The sequence below is a fragment of the Vibrio sp. SCSIO 43140 genome (assembly GCF_023716585.1).
Lineage (GTDB): Bacteria > Pseudomonadota > Gammaproteobacteria > Enterobacterales > Vibrionaceae > Vibrio > Vibrio maritimus_B.
The window spans coordinates 269,782-293,386 of sequence record NZ_CP071850.1 but is presented as its reverse complement, the minus strand read 5'-3'; the positions used below and the strand labels follow the sequence as shown (position 1 = coordinate 293,386).

At 47.0% G+C, this 23,605-nt stretch carries 23 protein-coding genes and 11 tRNA genes; 3 read left to right on the top strand and 31 right to left on the bottom strand.

Annotation, left to right across the window (positions count from 1 at the left end; all coding sequences use genetic code 11):
* Window positions 1-22: 22 nt before the first annotated feature.
* The 7 genes from rpsG to fkpA form a co-directional block, all read right to left on the bottom strand.
* The gene (rpsG, locus tag J4N45_RS01475) at window positions 23-493 is read right to left on the bottom strand and encodes a 30S ribosomal protein S7 (protein WP_042478937.1); all 471 of its coding nucleotides are present in this window, start codon (window positions 491-493) and stop codon (window positions 23-25) included.
* Window positions 494-613: 120 nt separating this feature from the next.
* Window positions 614-988, bottom strand: a complete 375-nt coding sequence (rpsL, locus tag J4N45_RS01470) for a 30S ribosomal protein S12 (protein ID WP_004399892.1) — start codon at window positions 986-988, stop codon at window positions 614-616.
* 175 nt (window positions 989-1,163) lie between these two features.
* Window positions 1,164-1,427, bottom strand: coding sequence for a DsrH/TusB family sulfur metabolism protein (locus J4N45_RS01465; protein ID WP_042478939.1), 264 nt, complete (start codon window positions 1,425-1,427; stop codon window positions 1,164-1,166).
* Between the two features lie 7 nt (window positions 1,428-1,434).
* Window positions 1,435-1,791, bottom strand: coding sequence for a sulfurtransferase complex subunit TusC (tusC, locus tag J4N45_RS01460; protein WP_252013182.1), 357 nt, complete (start codon window positions 1,789-1,791; stop codon window positions 1,435-1,437).
* Entirely contained in the window at window positions 1,788-2,183 is a 396-nt protein-coding gene (gene tusD, locus J4N45_RS01455; RefSeq protein ID WP_197058851.1) for a sulfurtransferase complex subunit TusD, read from the bottom strand. Before tusD ends, tusC begins: the two co-directional genes overlap by 4 nt.
* A complete protein-coding gene (locus tag J4N45_RS01450) occupies window positions 2,184-2,858 on the bottom strand; it encodes a helix-turn-helix transcriptional regulator (RefSeq protein WP_042478957.1) in 675 nt (224 codons plus the stop codon).
* A 223-nt stretch (window positions 2,859-3,081) separates the two neighbouring features.
* Complete coding sequence (fkpA, locus tag J4N45_RS01445; RefSeq protein ID WP_128650077.1) at window positions 3,082-3,870, bottom strand: FKBP-type peptidyl-prolyl cis-trans isomerase; 789 nt, start codon at window positions 3,868-3,870, stop codon at window positions 3,082-3,084.
* A 168-nt stretch (window positions 3,871-4,038) separates the two neighbouring features.
* Here fkpA and J4N45_RS01440 point away from each other — a divergent pair, with 168 nt between their 5' ends.
* Window positions 4,039-5,019 (top strand): WD40 repeat domain-containing protein, encoded by a 981-nt coding sequence (locus tag J4N45_RS01440; protein WP_252014633.1) that lies wholly within the window; start codon window positions 4,039-4,041, stop codon window positions 5,017-5,019.
* Window positions 5,020-5,023: 4 nt separating this feature from the next.
* Window positions 5,024-5,251: a SlyX family protein gene (locus J4N45_RS01435; protein WP_042478959.1), complete on the top strand. Its 228-nt coding sequence runs from the start codon at window positions 5,024-5,026 to the stop codon at window positions 5,249-5,251.
* A 72-nt stretch (window positions 5,252-5,323) separates the two neighbouring features.
* On the opposite strand, the gene rlmB is transcribed toward J4N45_RS01435, so the two are convergent.
* The 13 genes from rlmB to tsaE form a co-directional block, all read right to left on the bottom strand.
* Window positions 5,324-6,061, bottom strand: a complete 738-nt coding sequence (gene rlmB, locus J4N45_RS01430; protein ID WP_042478943.1) for a 23S rRNA (guanosine(2251)-2'-O)-methyltransferase RlmB — start codon at window positions 6,059-6,061, stop codon at window positions 5,324-5,326.
* An 18-nt stretch (window positions 6,062-6,079) separates the two neighbouring features.
* Window positions 6,080-8,560, bottom strand: coding sequence for a ribonuclease R (gene rnr, locus J4N45_RS01425; RefSeq protein ID WP_252013181.1), 2,481 nt, complete (start codon window positions 8,558-8,560; stop codon window positions 6,080-6,082).
* Window positions 8,561-8,664: 104 nt separating this feature from the next.
* Window positions 8,665-9,285, bottom strand: a complete 621-nt coding sequence (gene motX / locus J4N45_RS01420; RefSeq protein ID WP_503056836.1) for a flagellar protein MotX — start codon at window positions 9,283-9,285, stop codon at window positions 8,665-8,667.
* A gap of 263 nt (window positions 9,286-9,548) precedes the next feature.
* Window positions 9,549-10,865 (bottom strand): adenylosuccinate synthase, encoded by a 1,317-nt coding sequence (locus J4N45_RS01415; protein ID WP_252013180.1) that lies wholly within the window; start codon window positions 10,863-10,865, stop codon window positions 9,549-9,551.
* Between the two features lie 133 nt (window positions 10,866-10,998).
* Window positions 10,999-11,187, bottom strand: a complete 189-nt coding sequence (locus J4N45_RS01410; protein ID WP_042478945.1) for a DUF2065 domain-containing protein — start codon at window positions 11,185-11,187, stop codon at window positions 10,999-11,001.
* A gap of 60 nt (window positions 11,188-11,247) precedes the next feature.
* On the bottom strand, window positions 11,248-12,231 hold the full coding sequence (gene hflC, locus J4N45_RS01405) for a protease modulator HflC (protein ID WP_252013178.1): 984 nt from the start codon (window positions 12,229-12,231) through the stop codon (window positions 11,248-11,250).
* Between the two features lie 2 nt (window positions 12,232-12,233).
* Complete coding sequence (gene hflK, locus J4N45_RS01400; protein ID WP_252013176.1) at window positions 12,234-13,448, bottom strand: FtsH protease activity modulator HflK; 1,215 nt, start codon at window positions 13,446-13,448, stop codon at window positions 12,234-12,236.
* Between the two features lie 45 nt (window positions 13,449-13,493).
* The gene (gene hflX / locus J4N45_RS01395; RefSeq protein WP_128650082.1) at window positions 13,494-14,783 is read right to left on the bottom strand and encodes a ribosome rescue GTPase HflX; all 1,290 of its coding nucleotides are present in this window, start codon (window positions 14,781-14,783) and stop codon (window positions 13,494-13,496) included.
* A gap of 44 nt (window positions 14,784-14,827) precedes the next feature.
* A complete protein-coding gene (gene hfq / locus J4N45_RS01390; protein ID WP_042478951.1) occupies window positions 14,828-15,091 on the bottom strand; it encodes an RNA chaperone Hfq in 264 nt (87 codons plus the stop codon).
* Window positions 15,092-15,279: 188 nt separating this feature from the next.
* Window positions 15,280-16,227: a tRNA (adenosine(37)-N6)-dimethylallyltransferase MiaA gene (gene miaA, locus J4N45_RS01385; RefSeq protein ID WP_234494658.1), complete on the bottom strand. Its 948-nt coding sequence runs from the start codon at window positions 16,225-16,227 to the stop codon at window positions 15,280-15,282.
* Entirely contained in the window at window positions 16,224-18,242 is a 2,019-nt protein-coding gene (mutL, locus tag J4N45_RS01380; RefSeq protein WP_252013173.1) for a DNA mismatch repair endonuclease MutL, read from the bottom strand. The genes miaA and mutL overlap by 4 nt, the downstream gene beginning before the upstream one ends.
* A 33-nt stretch (window positions 18,243-18,275) precedes the next feature.
* The gene (locus tag J4N45_RS01375) at window positions 18,276-19,967 is read right to left on the bottom strand and encodes a LysM peptidoglycan-binding domain-containing protein (protein WP_252014631.1); all 1,692 of its coding nucleotides are present in this window, start codon (window positions 19,965-19,967) and stop codon (window positions 18,276-18,278) included.
* A 20-nt stretch (window positions 19,968-19,987) separates the two neighbouring features.
* Complete coding sequence (gene tsaE, locus J4N45_RS01370) at window positions 19,988-20,452, bottom strand: tRNA (adenosine(37)-N6)-threonylcarbamoyltransferase complex ATPase subunit type 1 TsaE (RefSeq protein ID WP_252013171.1); 465 nt, start codon at window positions 20,450-20,452, stop codon at window positions 19,988-19,990.
* A gap of 270 nt (window positions 20,453-20,722) precedes the next feature.
* Between tsaE and queG the strand changes: the two genes are divergently transcribed.
* Complete coding sequence (gene queG / locus J4N45_RS01365) at window positions 20,723-21,850, top strand: tRNA epoxyqueuosine(34) reductase QueG (protein ID WP_252014630.1); 1,128 nt, start codon at window positions 20,723-20,725, stop codon at window positions 21,848-21,850.
* Between the two features lie 583 nt (window positions 21,851-22,433).
* Here the strand turns inward: queG and J4N45_RS01360 are convergent.
* From J4N45_RS01360 to J4N45_RS01310, 11 genes are all read right to left on the bottom strand, one after another.
* Window positions 22,434-22,509 (bottom strand) — tRNA-Gly (locus J4N45_RS01360).
* Between the two features lie 19 nt (window positions 22,510-22,528).
* Window positions 22,529-22,605, bottom strand: a tRNA-Met gene (locus tag J4N45_RS01355).
* Between the two features lie 41 nt (window positions 22,606-22,646).
* Window positions 22,647-22,722: transfer RNA gene (locus J4N45_RS01350), tRNA-Gly, on the bottom strand.
* Between the two features lie 37 nt (window positions 22,723-22,759).
* Window positions 22,760-22,835: transfer RNA gene (locus tag J4N45_RS01345), tRNA-Gly, on the bottom strand.
* A gap of 37 nt (window positions 22,836-22,872) precedes the next feature.
* A tRNA-Gly gene (locus tag J4N45_RS01340) sits at window positions 22,873-22,948 on the bottom strand.
* Window positions 22,949-22,967: 19 nt separating this feature from the next.
* Window positions 22,968-23,044, bottom strand: a tRNA-Met gene (locus J4N45_RS01335).
* Window positions 23,045-23,086: 42 nt separating this feature from the next.
* Window positions 23,087-23,162, bottom strand: a tRNA-Gly gene (locus J4N45_RS01330).
* 18 nt (window positions 23,163-23,180) lie between these two features.
* Window positions 23,181-23,257, bottom strand: a tRNA-Met gene (locus J4N45_RS01325).
* Window positions 23,258-23,298: 41 nt separating this feature from the next.
* Window positions 23,299-23,374: transfer RNA gene (locus J4N45_RS01320), tRNA-Gly, on the bottom strand.
* 30 nt (window positions 23,375-23,404) lie between these two features.
* Window positions 23,405-23,481 (bottom strand) — tRNA-Met (locus J4N45_RS01315).
* Between the two features lie 41 nt (window positions 23,482-23,522).
* A tRNA-Gly gene (locus J4N45_RS01310) sits at window positions 23,523-23,598 on the bottom strand.
* Window positions 23,599-23,605 lie beyond the last annotated feature (7 nt).

Sequence of the window (23,605 nt, the reverse complement as noted above, 5' to 3'; positions counted from 1 at the left end):
ACCTCGCAGCACTGAAAAGGTATTACCAGCGGTAATGAGCAAACGCTTTGTTAGCGTCAGCCATGCGGTGAACGTCTTCACGTTTCTTAACCGCAGTACCTTTGTTCTCAGACGCGTCTAGCATTTCAGCAGCTAGGCGTTGAGCCATAGATTTTTCACCACGCTTACGCGCAGCTTCAACCAACCAACGCATAGCAAGTGCGTTACGGCGAACCGGACGAACTTCTACAGGTACTTGGTAAGTTGAACCACCTACACGGCGAGATTTAACCTCTACCGCTGGGCGAACATTTTCAAGAGCTTCTTCAAATACAGCTAAGTGGTCTTTGCCAGACTTCTCAGCCATAGTTTCTAGTGCACCGTAAACGATTTTTTCAGCAGTTGATTTCTTACCGTCAACCATTACGATGTTTACAAATTTTGCCAGCAGCTCAGATTTGAACTTTGGATCTGGAAGGATCTTACGCTGACCAATTACGCGACGACGTGGCATGGAATTTCTCCGTTGTCTTATTCTTCAGGTTATCCAAAACTTTACAGTTTCTTCAAAAATTAAAATTTTAATTTTAGTGTTTGGCCTTACTTAACGCTTCTCTTTATAAAAAGAAGGGCATTAAGACTTAGGACGCTTCACACCGTACTTAGAACGACCTTGTTTACGGTCATTTACGCCAGCACAGTCAAGTGCGCCGCGAACAGTGTGGTAACGTACACCCGGAAGGTCTTTAACACGACCGCCACGGATTAGAACAACTGAGTGCTCTTGAAGGTTGTGACCTTCACCGCCGATGTACGAAGTTACTTCGAAGCCGTTCGTTAGACGAACACGACATACTTTACGAAGTGCTGAGTTAGGTTTTTTAGGTGTAGTAGTGTAAACACGAGTACATACACCACGTTTTTGTGGGCACGCTTCTAGTGCAGGCACGTTGCTTTTAACAACTTGCTTTGCACGAGGCTTACGTACCAACTGGTTAATAGTTGCCATTAACTAGCTCCTGATTTACTTGAAAGTAAGCTTTGTGAAAAATCTAGCCCCAATCACCAATGGCAATTAGGGACGCAAAATTCTATGCAGCAGTGAGAGGTGTGTCAAGAAATATACAGATCTTTTTTGGAATATGCGTATCTCAGTATCGGGAACTAAGACATAAGAAAGAAGGTTAATCCCAAGTCGTGCTGGCGACGTGACGTTCTGTCAGCTCAACAAAGCCTTTAAAATCGGTCACTTGCAACGCTTGCCCATTATCCTTGGCCAAGCCACGCGCATCCATATCTTGTTCTAGAAAGTAGCACTGCCACTCTTGCGTCGTATCAATACTAACTACTAAGTAACACGCACTCTCAACAAAAAGGACATCATCCCCTTTTTGCAGGTACGCCTTAGCCTGTTGATAGCCTACTTCGCTTTTAATAATGTGCAGCATGGTAATCCTAGAAAGTTAATACTTTATGACATTGATTGAGTTCATCAGCAATCGCACACGCTGAGACAACTTGAGCAGAAATAAGCAACTCTTCTTCTGTTAAGCGATAACGCTCTAGGCTTTGCTCACAGACAAACACTTGCTCAATGTCGTAAAGATCCATCAGTTTGAATGCACTGATGTAGTCTCTAGATAGAATAGAGCGAGTCTCCTGCCCTTTCCGCAGCTGATTCACACCGTTTCCGACAAAGAACACTTTGATGTCTTCTGTAAACGCGGACGTCGCGAGCAGCGCATCCAAGCCTTCTCTACCCGCAGCACTCGCATGCGGTAGTGAGCTAAATACAAAAGCTAATGTTGTCAAAACTGCACCACCCTATCTTGGGTTAGCATCGCACTGGCAAGACTGCCTAGCCCTGCTTGCTCGAAGCCGCTGGCTAGGTTGTCGGCATCTCTTTGATGCTGCGACGCCTCATCACTCCCCAGCACGCCACGGCGTAATGAAGCTGCGACACAGGTTTCCAAACGAACGCCGTGTTCATTCGAAAGCGCTTGCCAAGCAGAGACCAAGTCGAATTCATCATTCGCTGGCACCGTTAAGCGCGATGCGTTGTGAACACCATCTTGGTAAAAAAAGACGCTGACAAGCTTATGCCCTTTCGCAATCAGCGCGTTGGCAAATTGATACGCATTACGGGCTGACTGACTTCCATACACAGAGCCGTTTACCACTAGACTGTAGGTCAAAGCAGACAATTACTCGTCCTCTGTCTTGCGCTGACGAATATACAGGTAAACGGTGTGTTTCGAGATATTCAATCTATCGGCAACGCGGTTAATGGCGTCTTTGATATCGAAGATCCCTTTGTCATAGAGCTCCATAACAATCTGACGATTCTTAGTGTTGTTAGACACTGACTTGTCGGCATTGATATCTTCAATCGTACGCTCTACCGTTTGGTCGACAAGCTCTTCTACATCACTCGCGAAGTTAACCGATGAAGCCGCATCTTTGGCATCTTGTGTCGGCATAAAGGATTGAAGAATCTGTGAGAACGGCGCATCTAGGTTGACGTTGATACACAGCAGACCAATCACTCGGTTATCACCGTTGCGGATAGCAATAGTAATCGACTTCATCAATACGCCACCTTTGGCGCGAGTGAAGTAAGAGCGAGAGAAGTTGCGCTCAGAGCCTTCAATATCTTTCAGCATTTTAAGCGCTAAGTCGGTGATCGGTGACCCCACCTGACGCCCCGTGTTCTCGCCGTTAGCGATCTTTACTGCTGACGTGTTCAACGACTCAAGTGAGTGCAAAACGATTTCACAGAATGGTCCGATCAAGCTCGCAAGCCCATCTACCACCGCTTCATAGGATTGTAAGATGATTTTGTCGTGCTCGCTAAATGGCGCCACGTCAACCGACTCCATCTCGAGCAATTCATCTGGGTTAGAAATTTCAGTCACTGTAGTTGGACCCTAACGATACTTAAAAAAATTACCGTAAGTTTATCAGAAAATTTGAGAGCCACCTCTATGTATGTATCCAACAAGTGATTTAGGGCAAAAAAAGTGCTGTTTTTTCTTGTACCTGAAATAAACCGCAATAAAAAAGGCTCACCGTAGTGAGCCTTTTGTCATGCAATATCAAGCATTATTGCGTTGCTTGAGCGTCATCGCCTTCAATTTTCAGTAGTTCAACTTCAAATACTAGCGTTGAGTTAGCAGGGATAGTCGGAGTATCTTGTTCGCCGTATGCTAGCTCTGGCGGGATAACAAACTTGTACTTAGAACCCACAGTCATCAGCTGAACGCCTTCTGTCCAACCAGGGATGACGCGGTTAAGTGGGAACGTTGCTGGCTCACCACGATCGTAAGAGCTATCGAATTGAGTGCCGTCGATAAGCGTGCCTTTGTAATGAACCTGAACGGTGTCAGTCTCTTTAGGCTTGTCACCAGTACCTTCTGTTTCTACTTGGTAAAGTAAACCAGATTCCGTCGCTGTTACGCCTTCTTGTTTCGCAAACTCAGTGCGGAAATCATCACCCGCCTTCATTGCAGCTGCTGCTTTCTCTTCAGCTTGCTTTTGCATCGTTTCCGCAACACGCTTGTCTAGACCTTCTAGCGCCGCACGGATCTCGTCTTCACTTAGCTCAGCATTGCCAGCAAAAGCCTGCTCGATACCTTTAAGTACCAGCTCTTTCTTAAGCTCAATACCAAACTCTGCTGGTTTCTCGATGCTTGTGCTTAGGTAGTTAGCAAAAGACACACCGATTGCGTAAGCCGCTTTGTCATCTTCTGTTTTAAAGTGAACCGCTTTACCTGTTTCAGCTTGTACTTGCTCTTGCGCTGCTGGCTCAACTTTTGGTTCTTCTTCTTTTTGACAACCGACTGCCAACATAACTGTCGCAGCAAGTAGCGACACTTTAAATAGTGATTTCATTTATTTCTCCAATGATGGACATTCTTGTAGACTTAATACCTAGCCATGCTCTAAGAATAACGTTCAGCAAGCATGCATAACTAACTAAATCTAGTAACTATTTCCTAGTAGCTCAAACTATAAATATACTAGCTTAAACTCAATACTCAACGTGGAATAACAGTAATGATGCGAATAATATCTCATTCTGTGCTGTGGTTAATTGTCATCAGCCTGTTAAATGGTTGCCTATTCTCCACAGACTCAGAAAAACGTTGGGACCTAGCGCTTGAAGGCTCGACCGCAATGGCACTGAGTCGAGATGCGAGATTCGCACTCCTCTATTCCAAACAGCAACACCTACAGCTTTGGGATCTCGAACAAAATAAGATCCTAGCTCGCTTAGGTATTCAAGACCCTGACGAAAACATTATTTCCCTCATTCGCTTTAGCGACAATGGACGCTTTGCCGTCACTGCCACCCAAACCAATTTCGCTATTTGGGACCTAGCTTGGTCTCAATCAACGGGGCTTTGGTCGATCTCAGATGGATTAATTCAAGACATCGCACTCGGTAATTCTGGTGACGAAGTCCTTGTTGGTCTTAGTAATGGTAAAGCAATATTTATCGATTTAGTCACTGGAAGGCGGCTAGAGTTCCTTGCGCACGTAGAAAAAGTTAATTCCGTGTCGCTGTCGCCTAACGGTAAATACGCACTATCCGGAGGCAATGACCATAACGCCTATTTCTGGAGTACGGAATCTGGTCAGATATTACATCGTTTTGAACATCAGCAACGTGTCGGAACGGTCGAGCTACAGAGAGATGGATTATTTGCGCTTACCTCTGATACAGGTAATGACGCGATTATTTGGGATTTAACATCGGGCAAGCAGATTAGTCAGCTCAGTACCTGGACCCGACAACTGATCTTTTCCTCGGCCCGCTTTTCTGATGATGGTAAGCGATTAGTCACTGGCTCTCCCTCTTCACGTCTCATGGTTTGGGATAGTAAGACCGGAAAACGACTTGAGGGGTTCGAAGTAGAATTGCTAAAAGATGTTCGTCCGCCACGAGGAGTAGTGTATGATGCCGCCTTTGAGAGCAACCAGCGCGTACTTTCTGCCTCGTCAGCTGGTGTCATCCAAGCTTGGAAAATTAGTGAGTAACCTTATGAGCAATAAAGAGATTCAAGCTCTCGAAGAGAGAATCAATGATATGGAGTGCAAAATGGCATTCCAAGAGCAGACCATCGAAGAACTCAATGATGCGTTGACTCAGCAACAGCTGCTGATCAGTAAAATGCAAGACCAGATGAAATATGTGGTTGGCAAAGTGAAAAACATGGATACCTCAAACTTGGCAGATCCATCAGAAGAGACACCACCACCGCACTATTAAGTCACTGTGTCATCAAATAGAAAAAACAAAGCCCCAGTTTCTTACTGGGGCTTTGTCGTTCGAGCATACTAATTACAGAGCGCGTTGGCGAACCGCTTCAAAAAGACAAATACCTGATGCCACCGAGACGTTTAAGCTCGATACCGCACCAGCCATTGGGATCTTGATAAGGTCATCACAGGTTTCACGAGTCAGGCGACGCATACCATCACCCTCTGCGCCCATAACAACCGCTAGAGAGCCAGACAGCTTCGCTTGATAAATATCGTGCGTCGCTTCGCCTGCAGTTCCAACGATCCAGATGCCTTTCTCTTGCAGCGCGCGCATTGTACGTGCCAAGTTGGTCACACGGATAAGAGGAACAGTCTCAGCAGCGCCACACGCTACCTTGCTAACTGTCGCGGTCATTGGTGCAGAGCGGTCTTTCGGTACAATCACCGCCGCCACACCCGCCGCATCCGCGTTACGCAGACATGCGCCAAGGTTATGCGGGTCGGTGACACCATCTAAAATAAGCAGTAACGGCTGTTCATGCTGCGCTAATACATCATCGAGATCGTTTTCGTTGAGCTGCTTAGCCGGTTTTACCTTAGCAATGATGCCTTGGTGATTCGCACCGCTGGCTTTGTCATCCAGTGTTTTGCGGTTCATTTGCTGAATCGACACACCAATTTGGTTGAGTTCGTTCAACAGCGGCATCAAGCGATCGTCTTGACGCCCTTTTAGTACATAGGCTTCCACAAAGCGCACTGGATCTTTTTCAAGAACCGCTTTAATCGCGTGGATACCGTAAATAAATTCATTACTCATGGAATAATCCTGAATTCGTTATTTCTTCGCTTTACTACGAGCCTTATTTTGGCGCGCCTTGCTCTTGCGTGATTTGGTGGCTTTGGACTTCTTGCGCTTATGAGGAAGCACATCCTCTTCTTGTCCATCTGGGCGTTTGGTAGCTTCGACCATCGGCTTCGCTGCTTTAGGGCTGCGCTTGCCTCTTACCTCAGCGACACGCTGTTTCGCTTTGGCTTTTTTCTTTTCAGCTTCAGCCATGCGTTTTTTCGCCGTCTTTCCTTTGCCGCGTAGCTTACGACTTGTTTCGACTAATTCAAAGTCTATTTGCTTGTCATCTAGGTTAACCGACAGCACTTTCACTTTAACGGCATCGCCCAAACGGTATATCGCACCGAAGCTTTCACCGATAAGTCTTTGACCAATAGGGTCAAATTGATAGTAGTCGTTCGCCAGTGACGAAATATGCACTAGTCCATCGATGTGCAGCTCTGTTAAGCGCACGAAGAAGCCAAAACCAGTCACGTTGGCAATCACGCCATCAAGGACTTCACCTACATGGTCTTGCATGTACTCACACTTGAGCCAATCGGCCACATCACGGGTTGCGTCATCGGCGCGACGTTCGGTCATAGAACACTGCTCACCGTAGTAATCCATATCGTCAAACGAGTAATGGTAACCACCAGTTGGTGTCCAGCGATCTGTATTGCGGCCTTCTTGCTTGGCAATGAGGTACTTGATTGCTCGGTGCAGCAGCAAATCTGGGTAACGACGAATTGGCGACGTAAAGTGCGCATAGCGTTTTAGCGCCAAGCCAAAGTGTCCGGCGTTATCGGCATTGTAGACTGCCTGCTTCATGGAGCGAAGCAGCATGGTTTGAATCAGCTCTTTATCTTGGCGCTCACCAATCTTTTTAATCAGCTCAGCATAGTCGGTCGGTGATGGTTCAAGACCGCCAGATAGATCAAGACCTAACTCGCCAAGGAAATCCCTAAAACCTTGCAGTCTCTCTTCACCGGGAGTTTCGTGCACTCGGTATAGAGCTGGCTCCTTGGCTTTTTCTACCAAAGAAGCAGAAGCGATATTCGCCAGAATCATACACTCTTCAATGATCTTGTGTGCGTCATTGCGAACCACAGGTTCGATGCGGTCGATCTTACGCTCGGCATTGAAAATAAACTTAGTTTCAACCGTTTCAAACTCAATCGCACCACGGTTATCACGGGCACCCTTGAGCACTTTATACATGTTGTGCAGCTCATGAAGGTGAGGAACCACAGCGCTGTAGCGCTCACGAAGCTCTTCGTTACCCTCAAGAATGTCGCTCACCTTGTTGTAAGTCAGACGCGCATGGGAGTTCATCACCGCTTCATAGTGTTTGTAGCCTGAAAGCTTGCCTGTCTCAGAAATGGTCATTTCACACACCATACACAAGCGATCCACTTGTGGGTTGAGTGAACAAAGGCCATTAGAGAGCACCTCTGGAAGCATAGGCACGACCTGAGACGGGAAGTAAACCGAGTTACCGCGCACGATCGCTTCTTTGTCGAGTGGTGTATCTGGGCGAACGTAGTAGCTGACATCCGCAATGGCGACCCATAAACGCCAACCACCGCTTTTCTTACGCTCACAGTAAACCGCATCGTCGAAGTCTCGGGCGTCTTCACCATCGATTGTGACCAGAGGCAGGTCACGAAGATCGACGCGCCCTTCTTTGGCTTCTTCTGGAACAAACTCGCCAAACTGTTTGACCTGCTTGTCGACTTCTTCAGGCCATTCATGAGGAATTTGATGAGTGCGGATCGCGATTTGCGTCTCCATACCCGGCGCCATGTTCTCACCGAGTACTTCCACCACTTGTCCCATCATGCCACGAGAGCGACTGCCGCGGTCGGTTACTTCAACCACCACCACATTACCCATACGAGCACCACCACGATGTTCATTTGGGATCAAGATGTCTTGGCTAATGCGAGAATCATCTGCAACCACGTAGGCGTAGCCGTATTCCATAAAGAAACGACCGACAACTTGGGTTTTTCGCTCTTCTAGAACGCGAACCAAACGACCTTCTTTTCGGCCACGCTTATCGGTACCCGATGGTTGAACCAATACGAAATCACCGTGTAGCAAGGTACGCATTTGATGATGTGGCAACAGCACATCATTGTCTTTATTCATGCTCCCTTCAGGTCGAACCCAGCCATGACCATCTTTATGGCCGATGACATAGCCTTTGATCATTTCTAGCTTGTCTGGGAGTGCATAACACTGACGTCGAGTAAACACCAACTGCCCATCGCGCTCCATTGCGCGCAAGCGACGGCGCAATCCTTCATACTGCTCTTCACCAGATAGACCCAATGCTTCGAACAGATCGTTTCTGTTCATGGGTACGTTAACACTTTCTAGGAAATCAGAGATGAACTCTCGGCTTGGGATGGGATTTTCGTAGTTCTCAGACTCTCTTGCTGCAAAAGGGTCGTCTACTTTTATATCGCTAGGCTTGTTCGACATAGTCTGACCTATATTTTAGGAGGGATAGGTCGATTATAACTGACGCAGCAGATAAGCTACAGAATTGCTTTACCTTTCTGCATCAGATTTAGAAGATTTAACGGCTACCAGAAGGTCGAACGACGCTTTGCTCGTGCAATGATGTTTTCCGGCATGCGCTGCTCAAGACCGCGCCTTAGCATAGAGATACGTTTGTGCTTACGACCGTCCGGTGTGACCGAGTTATAAAGCCAACGGTAAGCATCTTCATAATCAAGCGGGCTGCCGTAATCTCGCAGTAGCAGTTCAGCAAGTTGAATCCTCGCATCAATGTTGCCCATCGACGCGGCCTCTCGGAAATACGGGATAGCCCGCTCTTTGTCTTGTTGAACAAAAGTGCCTTTTGAGTAGTAGCGACCAAGTTGTTCAAGGGCAACAGGCAGACCTTGATGAGCGGCGTTCTCCATATAATAGAGCCCAAGCTCAACGTCTTGAGGAACACAGACGCCCCATGCCAGCATGTCCCCATAAAGAAACTCATAAGATGGCAGACTGATACGTGTGGCACGAGCCATGATGTCTTCGACAAGCTGACAATTATCTTCTTTCACGCGGGCTAGGTGTCGGTTCTCTTCAATCAAACCGATCAGCTCATCCTCGGAGTAAATAGGGATAGGCGCACCCACTTCTTTACTGTGCACTGCTTTTACAGGGCCGAGTAGCGCCATGCAAACAAGTGCTGCCAGTTTGTGTCGCTTAATCACTAATCCTGCTCCTCATGCTTAGAAACTGCCATCCACCAATAACTTGTCATTGGTCTCATTTTTATCGGCAGTCATCCGCCACGCTTTAGAAAAAACGGCAATATTTTGCCACTTTTCTTTCATCGAGTCGAAGCAACGTCAAATACTTGGCACAAGATCACACTAAGTAACTGAGTAAAGATAAAAATAGCAGGTACAAAAAAGCCAGCGACATGTCGCTGGCTCTCAATACTTACAAGGCTAAATTAAGACTCAAATGGGTGAATCTTGATGATAGTCTCGTTACGGTCAGGACCAGTAGAGATGATGTCTACAGGCACACCGGTTAGGTCTTCGATACGCTTGATGTAATCTAGAGCGGCTTGAGGTAGCTGCTCGATAGAAGTTGCACCAAATGTCGTTTCAGACCAGCCTGGCATGGTTTCGTAGATAGGCGTTGCTTCTTCGAATGACTCAGCAGCCATTGGAGAAACTTCTAGGATAGAGCCATCTTTCATCTTGTAACCAGTACAGATTTTTAGCTCTTCTAGACCATCTAGTACGTCTAGCTTAGTTAGACAGAAACCAGAGATAGAGTTGATTTGGATAGCGCGGCGCATTGCCACGGCATCGAACCAACCTGTACGACGAAGACGACCAGTCGTTGCGCCAAACTCGTGACCAACTGTACCTAGGTGCTTACCGATTGGATCTTGCTTGTCTACACCGTCGTATAGCTCAGTTGGGAATGGACCCGAACCTACACGAGTACAGTAAGCTTTAGTGATACCAAGGATGTATCCGATGTGACGAGGACCGAAACCAGAACCTGCCGCAACACCACCTGCTGTCGTGTTAGAAGAAGTTACGTACGGGTATGTACCGTGGTCGATATCTAGAAGCGTACCTTGAGCACCTTCGAACATGATCTTATCGCCACGCTTGCGCGCCGCGTCAAGTTCGTCAGTTACGTCGATAACCATAGAAGTGAGTAGGTCAGCGTAACCCATGCACTGCTCTAGTACGTCTTCGTAGCTTACTGTTTCAGTCTTGTAGAAGTGCTCTAGTTGGAAGTTGTGGAACTCCATCACTTCTTTTAGCTTCTCAGCGAAGACTTCTTTGTCAAACAGGTCGCCAACACGTAGACCACGACGAGCAACTTTGTCTTCGTACGCAGGACCGATACCACGACCCGTTGTACCAATCGCTTTTTTACCACGAGCGATTTCACGCGCTTGGTCGATAGCGATGTGGTAAGGAAGAATTAGAGGACAAGCTTCAGAAACGAAAAGACGCTCACGAACTGGAATGCCGCGCTCTTCAAGAGGCTTCATTTCTTTAATTAATGCTTCAGGAGATAGAACAACACCGTTACCGATAATGCACTTGATGTTATCGCGAAGAATACCTGATGGAATCAAATGAAGAACGGTTTTTTCACCGTCAATGACTAGAGTGTGACCTGCATTGTGACCGCCTTGGTAGCGAACCACGTATTTTGCATCTTCAGTTAAAAGGTCTACGATTTTACCTTTACCTTCGTCACCCCATTGGGTGCCCAGAACGACTACGTTATTTCCCATCTTTCCAATCTGATTGCTAGTTAAAAAAGGATTCTAGCACCGAAATCACAATTATGCAGTCATTTTTTAAGCATAAAAATGTCACAAAGGGGTAAGTCCCTGATGCTCACTAATAAAAAGTCAAATATTGCGGTTAATTTAACAACATAAACGTGATCACTGCCCCTGCGACGACAAGGCAGCCACCGACTCTACGAATCTGCTCGTCTGGCTGCTGAGCAAGCTGCAACACCATATTACGCCACCCTTTTGGGGCCAATAACGGTCCCAGCCCCTCAACAATCAAAACCAGACCGAGTGCCACCCACAATGATTGAGACATGTTTTTTCTCCAAAAAGATAGGGCTCCCTGAGGAGCCCTATTGTACAGTTTGTTAAACTCTTATTTCGCCGCTGGTGCGCCGTTCATGTCATTCATGTAACGGAAGAACTCGCTCTTAGGATCCAGAACGAGGATATCGCTCTTGTCCGCAAAAGAGGTCTTGTACGCAGATAGCGAGCGTAAGAAGCTAAAGAACTCAGGATCTTTGCTGTAAGCATCTGAGTAGATAGCCGCAGCTTCTGCATCCGCGCCACCTCGTGTTACACGAGCTGTTCTGTCCGCTTCCGCTAGTAGTGTCGCCACTTCTAGTTCCGCTTGTGCACGAATAACCTCAGCCTTCTCACGACCTTGAGAACGGTGCTTACGAGCAACCGATTCACGCTCTGCACGCATACGACGGTAGATCGATTCACTGATTTCATCAGGTAGGTTGATTTTCTTGATACGGAAATCCACCACTCGAACCCCTAAGTCGGTCATTGCGCTATCACGTGTATCTCTCAATACGTTGCTCATAACCTTGTCGCGCTCACCATCAATTTCTAGTGCTTGGCGTGCCGCTTCTGTTGTGACTTCTTCACTGTCCGCACTGTCTGGAAGTACATCGGTGTTACGAGGTCCAGAAACGATTTGCTTGATTTCACGCGAACCGATTTCAGAACGAAGTACGTCCGTCACCTTACGCTCTAGAAGCGCTTGTGCTGTTAGCGCGTCACCGCCACCTGTTGCCAGGTAGTACTGGCGGAAATCTTCAATCTTCCATTTAACATAGGTGTTAATGATTACGTCTTTTTTCTCAGACGTAACGAAGCGGTCACCGCGTCCATCCATTGTTTGAATACGCGCGTCTAGTGTTTTCACACGGTCAAACAGTGGCATTTTGAAATGCAGGCCCGGCTCGTAAATACGAGACACCTGATTATCATCAGAAAGAACACGACCAAATCGAATTACGATGCCACGCTCACCCTCAGGGATCACAAACAAGGACATCAGCATCAATGCTAAGGCAACGACTAATACTGGTATCATCAATTTACGCATTATTAGTATCTCCCTTGACGAGTCGAGTTATTACGAGACGTGTTGTCATTTGACGAAGTGCTGCTAGACGAAGGATCTAGTTGAATCTCTTCATAAGCCGACGTTTCTTTTGGCTTACGGGATTTCGATGCCCCTTCCTGGCCTGCTAGCTTGTCAATTGGCAGATACAGCAAGTTGCCGCTAGATTCAGAGTCAATCAACACCTTAGACGTGTTCGAATACACCTCTTCCATTGTGTCGAGGTATAGACGGTTACGCGTTACTTCTGGAGCTGATTGGTATTCAGGTAGCAGTTTCTCGAATTGAGCTACTTGACCTAGCGCTTCGTTAGTAATGCGCTCGGAGTAACCTTGCGCTTCTTTCTTCAAACGCTCAGAACGACCTGTCGCTTTAGGAATGATTTCGTTTTTGTACGCTTCCGCTTCACGGATGAAACGCTCTTCATCCTCACGCGCTGCAATCGCGTCATCAAACGCATCTTTAACCTGCTCAGGCGGACGTGCCGACTGGAAGTTGACGTCTACAATAGACAGACCCATGTCATAGTTGTCGATGATTTCGTTCAATGTTTCTTGTGTGCTCTGACGGATTTGCTGACGACCACTGGTCAAAATGCTATCCATTAGAGAATCACCAATTACCGCACGAAGCGCAGAGTCAGTCGCCTGGCTCAAGCTATCGTCAGCGTTAGTGACCACAAACAGGTATTTATACGGATCAGAAACGCGGTACTGAACGTCCATTGAGACGGATACTACGTTTTCATCCTTAGTCAGCATCGTTCCCGACGCTCTCAGAGAGCGAATCGCTTGAACGTTGACTGGTTCATATTCGTCGATAAAGCGAGGACGCCAGTTAAGACCTGGATCGACAATACGATCAAACTTACCTAGACGGAGCACGACGCCGCGCTCACCTTCGCTAATGGTGTAGAAGCCAGAAAAGAACCAAATGACAACCGCGATCAACGCAATCACGCCGAAGCCAATTGCACTACCACCGCCGCCAATTGATGGGCCACCGCCACCACGCTTGCCAAACTTACCACCGATTTTTTGACTCAGCTTGTTAAAGACTTCATCTAAATCAGGCGGTCCTTGATCACGACCACCGTTGTTACGGTCGCCTTGATTACGGTCTCCGCGATTGTTGTTCCCCCAAGGGTCCTTATCGCGGCCGTTGTTTCCATTGTTATTACCAGGCTCATTCCACGCCATTAGGAAGCTCCATCATTTAGTATGACGTTATACTGTAGCAGTCCTTTAAGTAACTATAAAGTCACCTAAAACTGCCCCTTCTCTTTTTTCAAGTCTAGACCAATCTACTTGTTGCATCCGAATATCAATCAACAAGTTACCTTCTGAATCATACTCTTCTCGTTGAATACAATTCATCTGGAAAAATGTGCTACGAAAACGCCCCTGAAATTGCGGCGGAATTCTCAGTTGATACTGAACCATTTGGCTTGCTAAACGCTCTGTGAGCGCTTCAAACAACAGTTCGATGCCTTGCCCTTCCATGGCAGAGACCCAAACGGTTCTCGGAATACCTTCGTCGTCACGTTCTATACGTGGACGCTGGCCATCTAGATTATCTATCTTGTTCATTACTACTAGTGTTGGTACCTCATCGGCATCAATTTCTTCTAGCACGTCATGAACAGCTTGAATATTCTCACGAAAACGCTCATCACTGGCATCGACAACATGTAACAAAATGTCAGCTTCCTGCGTTTCTTGCAGTGTTGCCTTAAATGCCGCGACCAAATCATGCGGAAGATGGCGAATAAATCCGACCGTGTCCGCCAAAATTGCCGAACCAACGTCCGCCAATTCTATTTTTCTCAATGTGGGGTCTAGAGTTGCGAATAACTGGTCAGCTGCATACACCCCAGCTTCAGTAATGCGGTTAAACAAGGTTGACTTGCCCGCATTGGTATAACCCACGAGGGAAATAGTGGGAATTTCGGCTCTATTTCGGGCTCGTCTGCCTTGTTCACGCTGTTTGGCAACTTTCTCTAAGCGACGCAAGATCGCTTTGATGCGGTCACGCAGCAATCGGCGGTCAGTTTCAAGCTGAGTTTCACCGGGACCACGTAGACCGATACCACCTTTCTGCCTCTCAAGGTGCGTCCAACCACGGATCAATCTTGTTGAGATATGACGTAGCTGTGCTAGCTCAACCTGCAACTTACCCTCATGGGTACGTGCGCGCTGGGCAAAAATGTCGAGGATCAGACCAGTACGGTCCAACACTCGACATTTACACAGACTTTCTAGGTTACGCTCTTGGGCAGGAGAAAGGGCATGATTGAAGATCACGATATCAGCACCAGTCAATTGAACCGTTTGTGCAATTTCCTGAGCTTTACCTTCCCCAACATAGTATTTGGGGTGAGGGGATTGTCTGCTACCCGTTACGGTCTGTAACGCGTTAACACCTGCAGAAGAGACCAGCATTTCAAATTCGCTAAGATCTTCCCACTCACCTTCTTGCGTGAAGTTGATATGAACAAGTACAGCCTGTTCACCCGATTCGTAACGGTCAAACAAGCGACCAACTCCTATTTAAGTATCTGTTTTTATTTATCTGGGTATTAATCGTCAGATTTCTCTTGTTGACGGTCACCACCAGAACGCTCACCACTGTGATGGCTAACAGCACGTGCTGGTACTACCGTTGAAATCGCATGCTTGTAAACCATTTGGTTTACAGTATTTTTCAGAAGGATCACAAACTGATCAAACGATTCAATCTGGCCTTGAAGCTTGATGCCGTTTACAAGGTAGATCGAAACAGGAATACGCTCGCGACGTAGTGCATTTAGGAATGGGTCTTGAAGAGATTGCCCCTTAGCCATTTTTATTTTCCTTATATTAGTATTGTAGTTTTAATTATTTAGCTATTGGTGCACTGCAATTTGGTGCTGCCTTTGCATCTGAGCTAAACCAATGAAATACCCCTTAGTTTTATAATCATAGAACAACAATCGTCTTTGAAAACAAAACTCAGTTCCTTTTTGGGTATTTGTACGCAAAAGCGACCACATTATACACAGTTAATACCATCAGATGCTATGGCGTCTGTGAGAGTTTTCATTGAATCCTCAATGTGTTCGCTATCGAGCCAAACCAAATCATCCCAACTCCTTAACCAGGTGATTTGTCGCTTGGCCAATTGTCGAGTCGCACAGATTCCGCGGAAAATCGCGTCGTCTAACGTACTCTCTCCATCTAAGTATTCCCACATCTGTCTGTAGCCGACACAACGGATCGACGGCAGATCTGGGTGAAGATCTTCTCGAGCATATAACGCTTTGACTTCATCTTCAAAGCCTGCTTTTATCATTTTCTCGAAGCGCAATTCAATGCGTTTATGTAACAAAGCGCGATCTTTGGGCGCTACCGCAAATTGTTTGACGCGAAACGGCAAAGGCTCCCCTTTGGTTTCAGTCAATTCTGTCAGAGACTTACCTGAGATTCGATACACCTCAAGTGCGCGTGACAAACGCTGCGGATCATTTGGATGAATCCTCTCTGCTGAGACAGGATCTATCTCTTTAAGTTCATTATGAAGTGCTTGCCAGCCCTTTTCTTGCGCCTCTTTGTCGATCTGCGCTCGAATGTCTGGATTAGCAGCAGGCAACGGCGATAATCCTTGAAGCAAAGCTTTGAAATACAGCATGGTCCCGCCAACCAATAGCGGTATCTTGCCCTCAGCATGGATCTTGGCAATCTCATTTAATGCATCGCGGCGAAAATCAGCCGCAGAGTAGGCCTCTGACGGGTCTAATATATCGATAAGACGATGAGGCGCTAGCGCAAGTTCTTGCGCATCCGGCTTCGCGGTACCGATATCCATACCTTTGTAAATCAGCGCAGAATCGACGCTGATGATCTCCACAGGGTACTGCTGACGAAGACGAATCGCTAACTCCGTCTTACCAGAGGCAGTAGGACCCATTAAAAACAGAACAAGTGGTAATTGTTGATTCATGATGAAAACGCTGCAATTGTGGCCGTAAAATCGACAGGGCGGACAAATTTAGGGTCGCTCAAAGGTAGCTTACCGTCGTAAAGCTGCTCTAGATTACCGAGTATCTGAACAGACTCAGATAAAGTGTAGCTACTTTTCACTTGCAGCACTTTTTTGGTTAGCCAAAGGCTCAAACGGCTCTTGCTAATGTCTTGCTGCTCAAGGGTCGCCAAGTATGACAGCATTTCATCAATTAACAATTGCAAATTTTGCTGACGAAGTGGCGACGGAACCCCCATCACCATAAGCGTCTGTTTGTTTCGAACCTTGATGTCGATACCAAACGCCAAAAGTAAGTCGACCTGAGCTTCTGCAAGCTCTCTTTGCTGATCCGTCACCTTAAGTGATAAAGGCACTAATAGAGGCTGCATCTTCAGGGGCTCAGCTTTCGGATCAAGCTGGGCAAATAATCGATAAAACTCGGCGCGGCGAAGAGAAACTAGGGCACAACAAGGCTCTGCTTTCACTAACACGTATGTGGGATCAGCCATAGCAATTGCTTTACCAACGCGCTCTATCATTACGTCATTGATCGCATCGTCACGCTCTACCGCTTGCTCCATGTCATTATCGGTCACAGGCGCTGGAAGATCTGGCGTTTGCATCAACTCTTGATAGACACGCACCTCTTCTGCGCTCGGGGTCTTTTCCGGCACTCGCGCTCCAGACTTCGTGCTGTTTCGCTGTGGTGTTGAACTTGACGTCCACTCATTGCGAGGGGTCGCCTCTGCCACTCCCTCGTCTTTGCGATTTGATTTTGAAGAATACTCGCTGTCGCGATTAGGCTGATAATCTGATCGCCCAGGATAAGCGGGAATACTCTCTACCGCCTGAATCAGTGATTCAGACACAGTGTGTGTGTCACTCTTTTCTGGGCGATTAGCATCGGTAACATTATCGAGCTCTGAGGCAGCGGGTTTTGCCTCCGCCTCAAAACGACTAAATGCAGAGGTTGACGCCGTAGGCGCTTCAATGGACTTCGCTTGCACCAAGGCATCACTGAGCGCTTGATAGATAAAGTCGTGTACCAACCTTGCCTGATGGAAGCGCACTTCGTGCTTTGCAGGGTGCACATTGACATCCACCTGATGCGGGTCAATCTCAATGAACAACACGTACGCGGCATACTGCTCAGGCGCTAGACTGGTTTCGTAGCTCTGGCGAATAGCATGATTGATGAGTTTATCTTTCATCATGCGCCCATTCACGTAGCAATATTGAAGATCGCTTTGAGCCCTAGCCCCTTCCGGGATGGTGATCCAACCATGAAGCTTTAGGTCATTGTGCTCTAACTCGATTTTCAACATATGACGAACAAATGGTGCACCACAAACGGCCGCAATTCGCTTCTCCATTTGCGCATCATTTTTCGCAGCACGATATTGCCTAATGAGCTTGCCGTTATGCTTTAAATTGATAGAGACATCGAAGCGGCTCAACGCAATTCGCTTTAGTAGCTCATCGATATGGTTGAACTCGGTTTTTTCCGTACGAAGAAACTTGCGACGCGCCGGAGTATTAAAAAACAGATCCAGCACTTCAAGTGTGGTACCAATCGGGTGGGCGGCAGGTTTAAGCTTCACCGCCATATCACGACCTTCGGCGTAGGCGCTCCATGCCTGCTCTTGAGTCGTAGGGCGAGAAGTCAGAGTGAGCCGTGCCACTGAGCTGATACTTGCCAATGCCTCACCGCGAAAGCCAAGACTCATAATAGCTTCGAGATCATCGAGCGTATGGATTTTCGAGGTGGCATGGCGACTGAGCGCCAACTGAAGCTCGTCTTTTGGGATACCTTTACCGTTATCCCTAACTCGAATCAGCTTGGCGCCGCCTTTTTCAATGTCGATATCGATTCGGGTCGCACCAGAGTCTAGGCTATTCTCGACCAGCTCTTTGACTACCGAGGCTGGCCTCTCAACCACCTCACCTGCTGCGATTTGGTTTGCCAGTCGAGCAGGTAGAATCTTTATCGTCACTCTGTTTCTCCGAACGAATCTGTCTAGATGAAATTACTTATGCGGAATCAACAACACTTGCCCAACAGCGAGTGAGTCTGAACGCAACTTATTGGCATCGCGGATGCTCTTAACACTCACCCCGTATTGCGACGCTATCTTGCCGAGATATTCTCCGCGCTTCACTGTGTGTTTGCGAAGTGGGAGATCCTTGAGGCTGACAGTGATCTTGAGCTTTTGACCCAACTTAAGCACGTCAGATTTTAAGTTGTTCTCACGCTTAATGTCCGCGACCGACACTTTATACTTGTTGGCAACCTTTCCAAGATAATCCCCCTTGACCACGGTATGAGTCACGGTCTTGGTTTCCACAGTATTCACTTTATTACTGACTTTGACAGGCGCGCTGCTGCCAGGAATTACCAGGGTTTGACCAACCGCTAATGACGTACTCTTAAGGTTATTCGCACTCTTAATTGCCGATACCGAAGAGCCATACTTCTGAGCGATCACTGATAGAGACTCGCCACGCTTCACTGTGTGCTTGCGCTGTTGTCCACGATTAGCGAACAACGTACCTTCAGGCGGATTTGCTTCAAAATATTGAACAATCGCTTTTGCCAATGCACGTGCGAGTTTGTCTTGGTGGCTGCGAGTGGTCAGAAGACGCTCTTCAGCCGGATTAGAAATAAAGCCTGTTTCAACCAGTACCGATGGAATATCCGGCGACTTCAATACCGCAAGACTGGCATTGACTGGTTCTTTCTTGTGTAAGTGTGCAACTTTACCCATCTCTCGCAGTATCTTGGTCGCCACCTTATAGCCCTCTTTCTGAGAGTGGCTAAACTGAAGATCGAGTAGAGTTTGGCTAACATTTCTATCATTGGTGTTCTTGGCGAGCACTTCCCCTGCACCGCCCAGAAGCTCTGATTGTTGCTCATGGTTTTCTACCCAACGAGCAATCTCTGTATTTGCTCGGCGAGTATTGAGAACAAACACCGACGCTCCGCGAGGCTGAGGCGTTCTAAATGCATCGGCGTGAACCGACACCAGTAAGTGAGCACCATTTTTACGAGCAATCTCAGAGCGTTTGTTGAGGTTTACGAAATAATCTCCGCGGCGCGTAAGCACGGCCTTCATCCCAGGGATCGCGTCAATTTGTGCGGCCAGCTTCTTAGACACGCTCAAGGTGACATGCTTTTCGTATTTCTTCGTTGGACCAATTGAGCCTGGGTCCTCACCGCCATGGCCTGCATCAATGGCAACAACAATGTCGGCATTGCCACGCAATTGCGACGCATCACGGCTCACTTTGGTTTTACTGCTTGGTGTGCTGACAGCAGGTTGGCTGGTCGCCTTCCCGTGAGGTAAATCAATCACCAATCGGTGGCCATACTGACCACCCGGCGTCGGGTTTAGCTTAAATATCTGTGGCGTCGAAGACTTCTTTAACTCAAAGACCAGCCTGTAGGTTCCCTTATTAGGCGGAGAACTTTTGCGAATTTTGCTAAGGACAGGGCTATCCGATACCCCTATCGGCAGCTTGGTATTGAGTGAGGTGTTTTTTAAATCAACCACGATTCGAGAAGGCCCCGTCAACGAGAAGTAGCTGTAATCCGCTTCAGACTTGAGGTCGATAACGACTCGAGTCTCGTCTGGAGATGGCCAAACACGAATACCCTCTAATGCATTTGCAAGAGTGATGGCAGGAAACAGTAAGCATAACGGCAGCATGACTTTCATCATGCTGCTAAGAAAACGACTGATCAATTTAACTCCAACTGACTAATTAACTCTCTTCCATAATCGCTATTTGCCGTGAAGGCGATCTCTCTCGCTTCTCCTACATAACGGATTTCGATATCCAGATCAGCAGAAGGCAAAATACCCTGGCCTTTCTCTGGCCATTCGACCAGACAAATGGCATCGTCTGAGAAATAATCACGGATGCCCATAAATTCCAGCTCTTCGGGATCCGCAAGACGATAAAGGTCAAAGTGGTAGACATTCCAACCATCAAGCTCATAGGGCTCAACTAACGTATAGGTTGGGCTTTTCACATTACCTTTGTGACCTAAGCTTTGAATAAAGCCACGACTGAATGTGGTTTTCCCCGCACCAAGGTCACCGTGCAAATAGATCGTTGTCTGTTTTGAACAGAGATTAGCCAGTTTAGTTCCAATTAAAATGGTTTCTGATTCATTAGCTAAGGAAAATTTTTTAGTACTCATCACATTTTTCTCTGAGTGGTGCCTTTGAGAGCCGAAATAGTAAACTGTGTCGCTTTTCACAGACAAGTGATCTTCTGTAAGTAATCAGAAAATTTACCATTATTTTCAATTTAACCCTACTGTGAAAGTACAAAATAGTCGCCGAAAGTTTGTACAAGGCAATAAAGCACTGAGCAATCCACAATGGATCATTGCTTTTTTGCCGCTCATACTTGGGTAGCATTGGTTTTGAGTATAGAATACGCGTCCTTTTCTACTTGGGTAATCGTGATGGACTTAAACAAGCTGGCTAGCGACATTAAAGTTTGGGCACAGGAACTCGGATTTCAAAAAGCCGGTATCAGCGATATCGACCTTCGAGATCAGGAGACTGTACTCAAAAGTTGGTTAGAAGCGGGCTATCACGGTGATATGGCTTGGATGGAAACGCATCAAGATCTGCGAATCCATCCTGACAAACTACATCCCAACACGTGCAGAATCATCAGCGTTCGCATGGATTACCTACCAGAGGATGCAAGCTTCGCTACTAACCTAGAAGACAAACATTCGGGTTATATCAGTCGCTACGCGCTTGGGCGTGACTATCACAAGCTTATCCGCAACAAACTTAAGAAACTTGGTCAACGTATCGAGCAAGAGGTCTCTGAACTGGGCTATCGACCATTTGTCGACTCGGCACCTGTCCTCGAACGACCGATTGCTGAAAAAGCAGGATTAGGTTGGACAGGAAAACACTCCCTATTACTCGATAAAGACGCGGGTTCTTGGTTCTTTCTTGGTGAGCTGTTTATAGACCTGCCGCTACCAGTAGATGCGCCTGTCGAGAATCAATGCGGTAAATGCTCTGCCTGTGTGACATCATGCCCCACCAACGCCATTCTTGATAATGGTGTCATTGATGCGAGACGCTGTATTTCTTACCTAACTATCGAATATAAAGGCGTGATTCCGGAATCATTGCGCTCTGCAATGGGCAACCGTATCTATGGCTGTGATGATTGCCAACTTGTTTGTCCTTGGAACCGCTTTGCCGATCTGGGTCAGCAACCAGACTTTCAAAGACGCCCTGCTTTTAATGACACCGACCTTGCCACTCTACTTACATGGGATGAAGCCAGGTTTCTAAAATATATGGAAGGCTCAGCGATTCGAAGAATTGGTCATGAGCAGTGGCAGAGAAACCTAATCATAGCGATAGGCAACGCCCCTTATTCCGAGCGATATATTGAGGCACTAGCATCGATTCAAGGTCAATCAGAGCTTCTTGATGAACATATTGTGTGGGCGCGTAAGCAACTACTCGATCAGTTGCCTAATTCCGTCGACTCCCAGCTCGCGACGAAAAACCAACGATTGATTCGTATCGTGAGAAAGGGATTGCCCCGCGACGCCTAGCCGCCAATGGCTGCAAAAAAATCAAATTAATTTTCTTGACTAACATCCCAAAATTCGATTTGTGGAAAAACTACATTTTCATCGACAGTTAGTCGTTGAGAAATCAGGTTAAACACAGATTCAATATATGACCAGGATCAAAAAAACGTCACTTGCTGATCATTTTACTGTCAAGTAAAAAGTAAAAACAAAATGACATATCCAATTAAAAACAACCACTTACACGTGTAAATTTAGTTTTCTATAACACCACTGTCATGTAAAGATCTTTCAAGTTTCACTATTTAAACAGTCTCAAAAACAATTTATCAACCAACTTATCCACAGAATAATAATGTGGATAACTCTGTTAATTTAAGTGTAACTGACCTGCAGCTAAGGCAATTGCCTACTGCGATAGCGGTGTGTAGAAAATAGAATACACAGCAAATATTTTCGATGACGTAATCAGTACAAATCGAAAATTAATAAGCGTTAAATTTTAGGGAGTGATGCTTCTCAGCATTAGGAAAGAGCATGCGGTTGTGGGACTAAGTTTCTCAACTTTGTTATAACCGCTTCTTAAACCATTTCGGGGGAGAAATGGAGCGACACACGAGGTTCGAACTCGTGACCTCAACCTTGGCAAGGTTGCGCTCTACCAACTGAGCTAGTGTCGCATGTTCTCATAGAGAGAATTGGTTGCGGGGGCCGGATTTGAACCGACGACCTTCGGGTTATGAGCCCGACGAGCTACCAAGCTGCTCCACCCCGCGTCCGTATTGTGTCACCGTTAAGTACGATGAAGACTATTTATTGGAGCGACACACGAGGTTCGAACTCGTGACCTCAACCTTGGCAAGGTTGCGCTCTACCAACTGAGCTAGTGTCGCATTTTGTCACCGTTAAGTACGATGAAGACTATCTATTTGGAGCGACACACGAGGTTCGAACTCGTGACCTCAACCTTGGCAAGGTTGCGCTCTACCAACTGAGCTAGTGTCGCATTTTGTCACCGTTAAGTACGATGAAGACTATCTGTTTGGAGCGACACACGAGGTTCGAACTCGTGACCTCAACCTTGGCAAGGTTGCGCTCTACCAACTGAGCTAGTGTCGCATGTTCTCATAGAGAGAATTGGTTGCGGGGGCCGGATTTGAACCGACGACCTTCGGGTTATGAGCCCGACGAGCTACCAAGCTGCTCCACCCCGCGTCCGTATTGTCTCACCGTTAAGCACGATGACAGCTATTAATTTGGAGCGACACACGAGGTTCGAACTCGTGACCTCAACCTTGGCAAGGTTGCGCTCTACCAACTGAGCTAGTGTCGCATGTTCTCATAAGAGAATTGGTTGCGGGGGCCGGATTTGAACCGACGACCTTCGGGTTATGAGCCCGACGAGCTACCAAGCTGCTCCACCCCGCGTCCGTAGTCATCATTCAAAGCATGATGAGAGCTTTTTAAACTGGAGCGACACACGAGGTTCGAACTCGTGACCTCAACCTTGGCAAGGTTGCGCTCTACCAACTGAGCTAGTGTCGCATATCAACAGCAGACGCTATTGATTAAATTTGGTTGCGGGGGCCGGATTTGAACCGACGACCTTCGGGTTATGAGCCCGACGAGCTACCAAGCTGCTCCACCCCGCGTCCGTAGTCACCATTCAAAGCATGATGAAAGCTTATTAATTTGGAGCGACACACGAGGTTCGAACTCGTGACCTCAACCTTGGCAAGGTTGCGCTCTACCAACTGAGCTAGTGTCGCATGTTCT

Bases quoted from the DNA above. Each gene is read 5' to 3' on its own strand.
- rpsG (WP_042478937.1), bottom strand. From the start codon at position 493: ATGCCACGTCGTCGCGTAATTGGTCAGCGTAAGATCCTTCCAGATCCA.
- rpsL (WP_004399892.1), bottom strand. From the start codon at position 988: ATGGCAACTATTAACCAGTTGGTACGTAAGCCTCGTGCAAAGCAAGTT.
- J4N45_RS01465 (WP_042478939.1), bottom strand. From the start codon at position 1,427: ATGCTGCACATTATTAAAAGCGAAGTAGGCTATCAACAGGCTAAGGCG.
- J4N45_RS01450 (WP_042478957.1), bottom strand. From the start codon at position 2,858: ATGGAGTCGGTTGACGTGGCGCCATTTAGCGAGCACGACAAAATCATC.
- fkpA (WP_128650077.1), bottom strand. From the start codon at position 3,870: ATGAAATCACTATTTAAAGTGTCGCTACTTGCTGCGACAGTTATGTTG.
- J4N45_RS01440 (WP_252014633.1), top strand. From the start codon at position 4,039: ATGCGAATAATATCTCATTCTGTGCTGTGGTTAATTGTCATCAGCCTG.
- J4N45_RS01435 (WP_042478959.1), top strand. From the start codon at position 5,024: ATGAGCAATAAAGAGATTCAAGCTCTCGAAGAGAGAATCAATGATATG.
- rlmB (WP_042478943.1), bottom strand. From the start codon at position 6,061: ATGAGTAATGAATTTATTTACGGTATCCACGCGATTAAAGCGGTTCTT.
- rnr (WP_252013181.1), bottom strand. From the start codon at position 8,560: ATGTCGAACAAGCCTAGCGATATAAAAGTAGACGACCCTTTTGCAGCA.
- J4N45_RS01415 (WP_252013180.1), bottom strand. From the start codon at position 10,865: ATGGGAAATAACGTAGTCGTTCTGGGCACCCAATGGGGTGACGAAGGT.
- J4N45_RS01410 (WP_042478945.1), bottom strand. From the start codon at position 11,187: ATGTCTCAATCATTGTGGGTGGCACTCGGTCTGGTTTTGATTGTTGAG.
- hflC (WP_252013178.1), bottom strand. From the start codon at position 12,231: ATGCGTAAATTGATGATACCAGTATTAGTCGTTGCCTTAGCATTGATG.
- hflK (WP_252013176.1), bottom strand. From the start codon at position 13,448: ATGGCGTGGAATGAGCCTGGTAATAACAATGGAAACAACGGCCGCGAT.
- hfq (WP_042478951.1), bottom strand. From the start codon at position 15,091: ATGGCTAAGGGGCAATCTCTTCAAGACCCATTCCTAAATGCACTACGT.
- miaA (WP_234494658.1), bottom strand. From the start codon at position 16,227: ATGAATCAACAATTACCACTTGTTCTGTTTTTAATGGGTCCTACTGCC.
- J4N45_RS01375 (WP_252014631.1), bottom strand. From the start codon at position 19,967: ATGATGAAAGTCATGCTGCCGTTATGCTTACTGTTTCCTGCCATCACT.
- tsaE (WP_252013171.1), bottom strand. From the start codon at position 20,452: ATGAGTACTAAAAAATTTTCCTTAGCTAATGAATCAGAAACCATTTTA.
- queG (WP_252014630.1), top strand. From the start codon at position 20,723: ATGGACTTAAACAAGCTGGCTAGCGACATTAAAGTTTGGGCACAGGAA.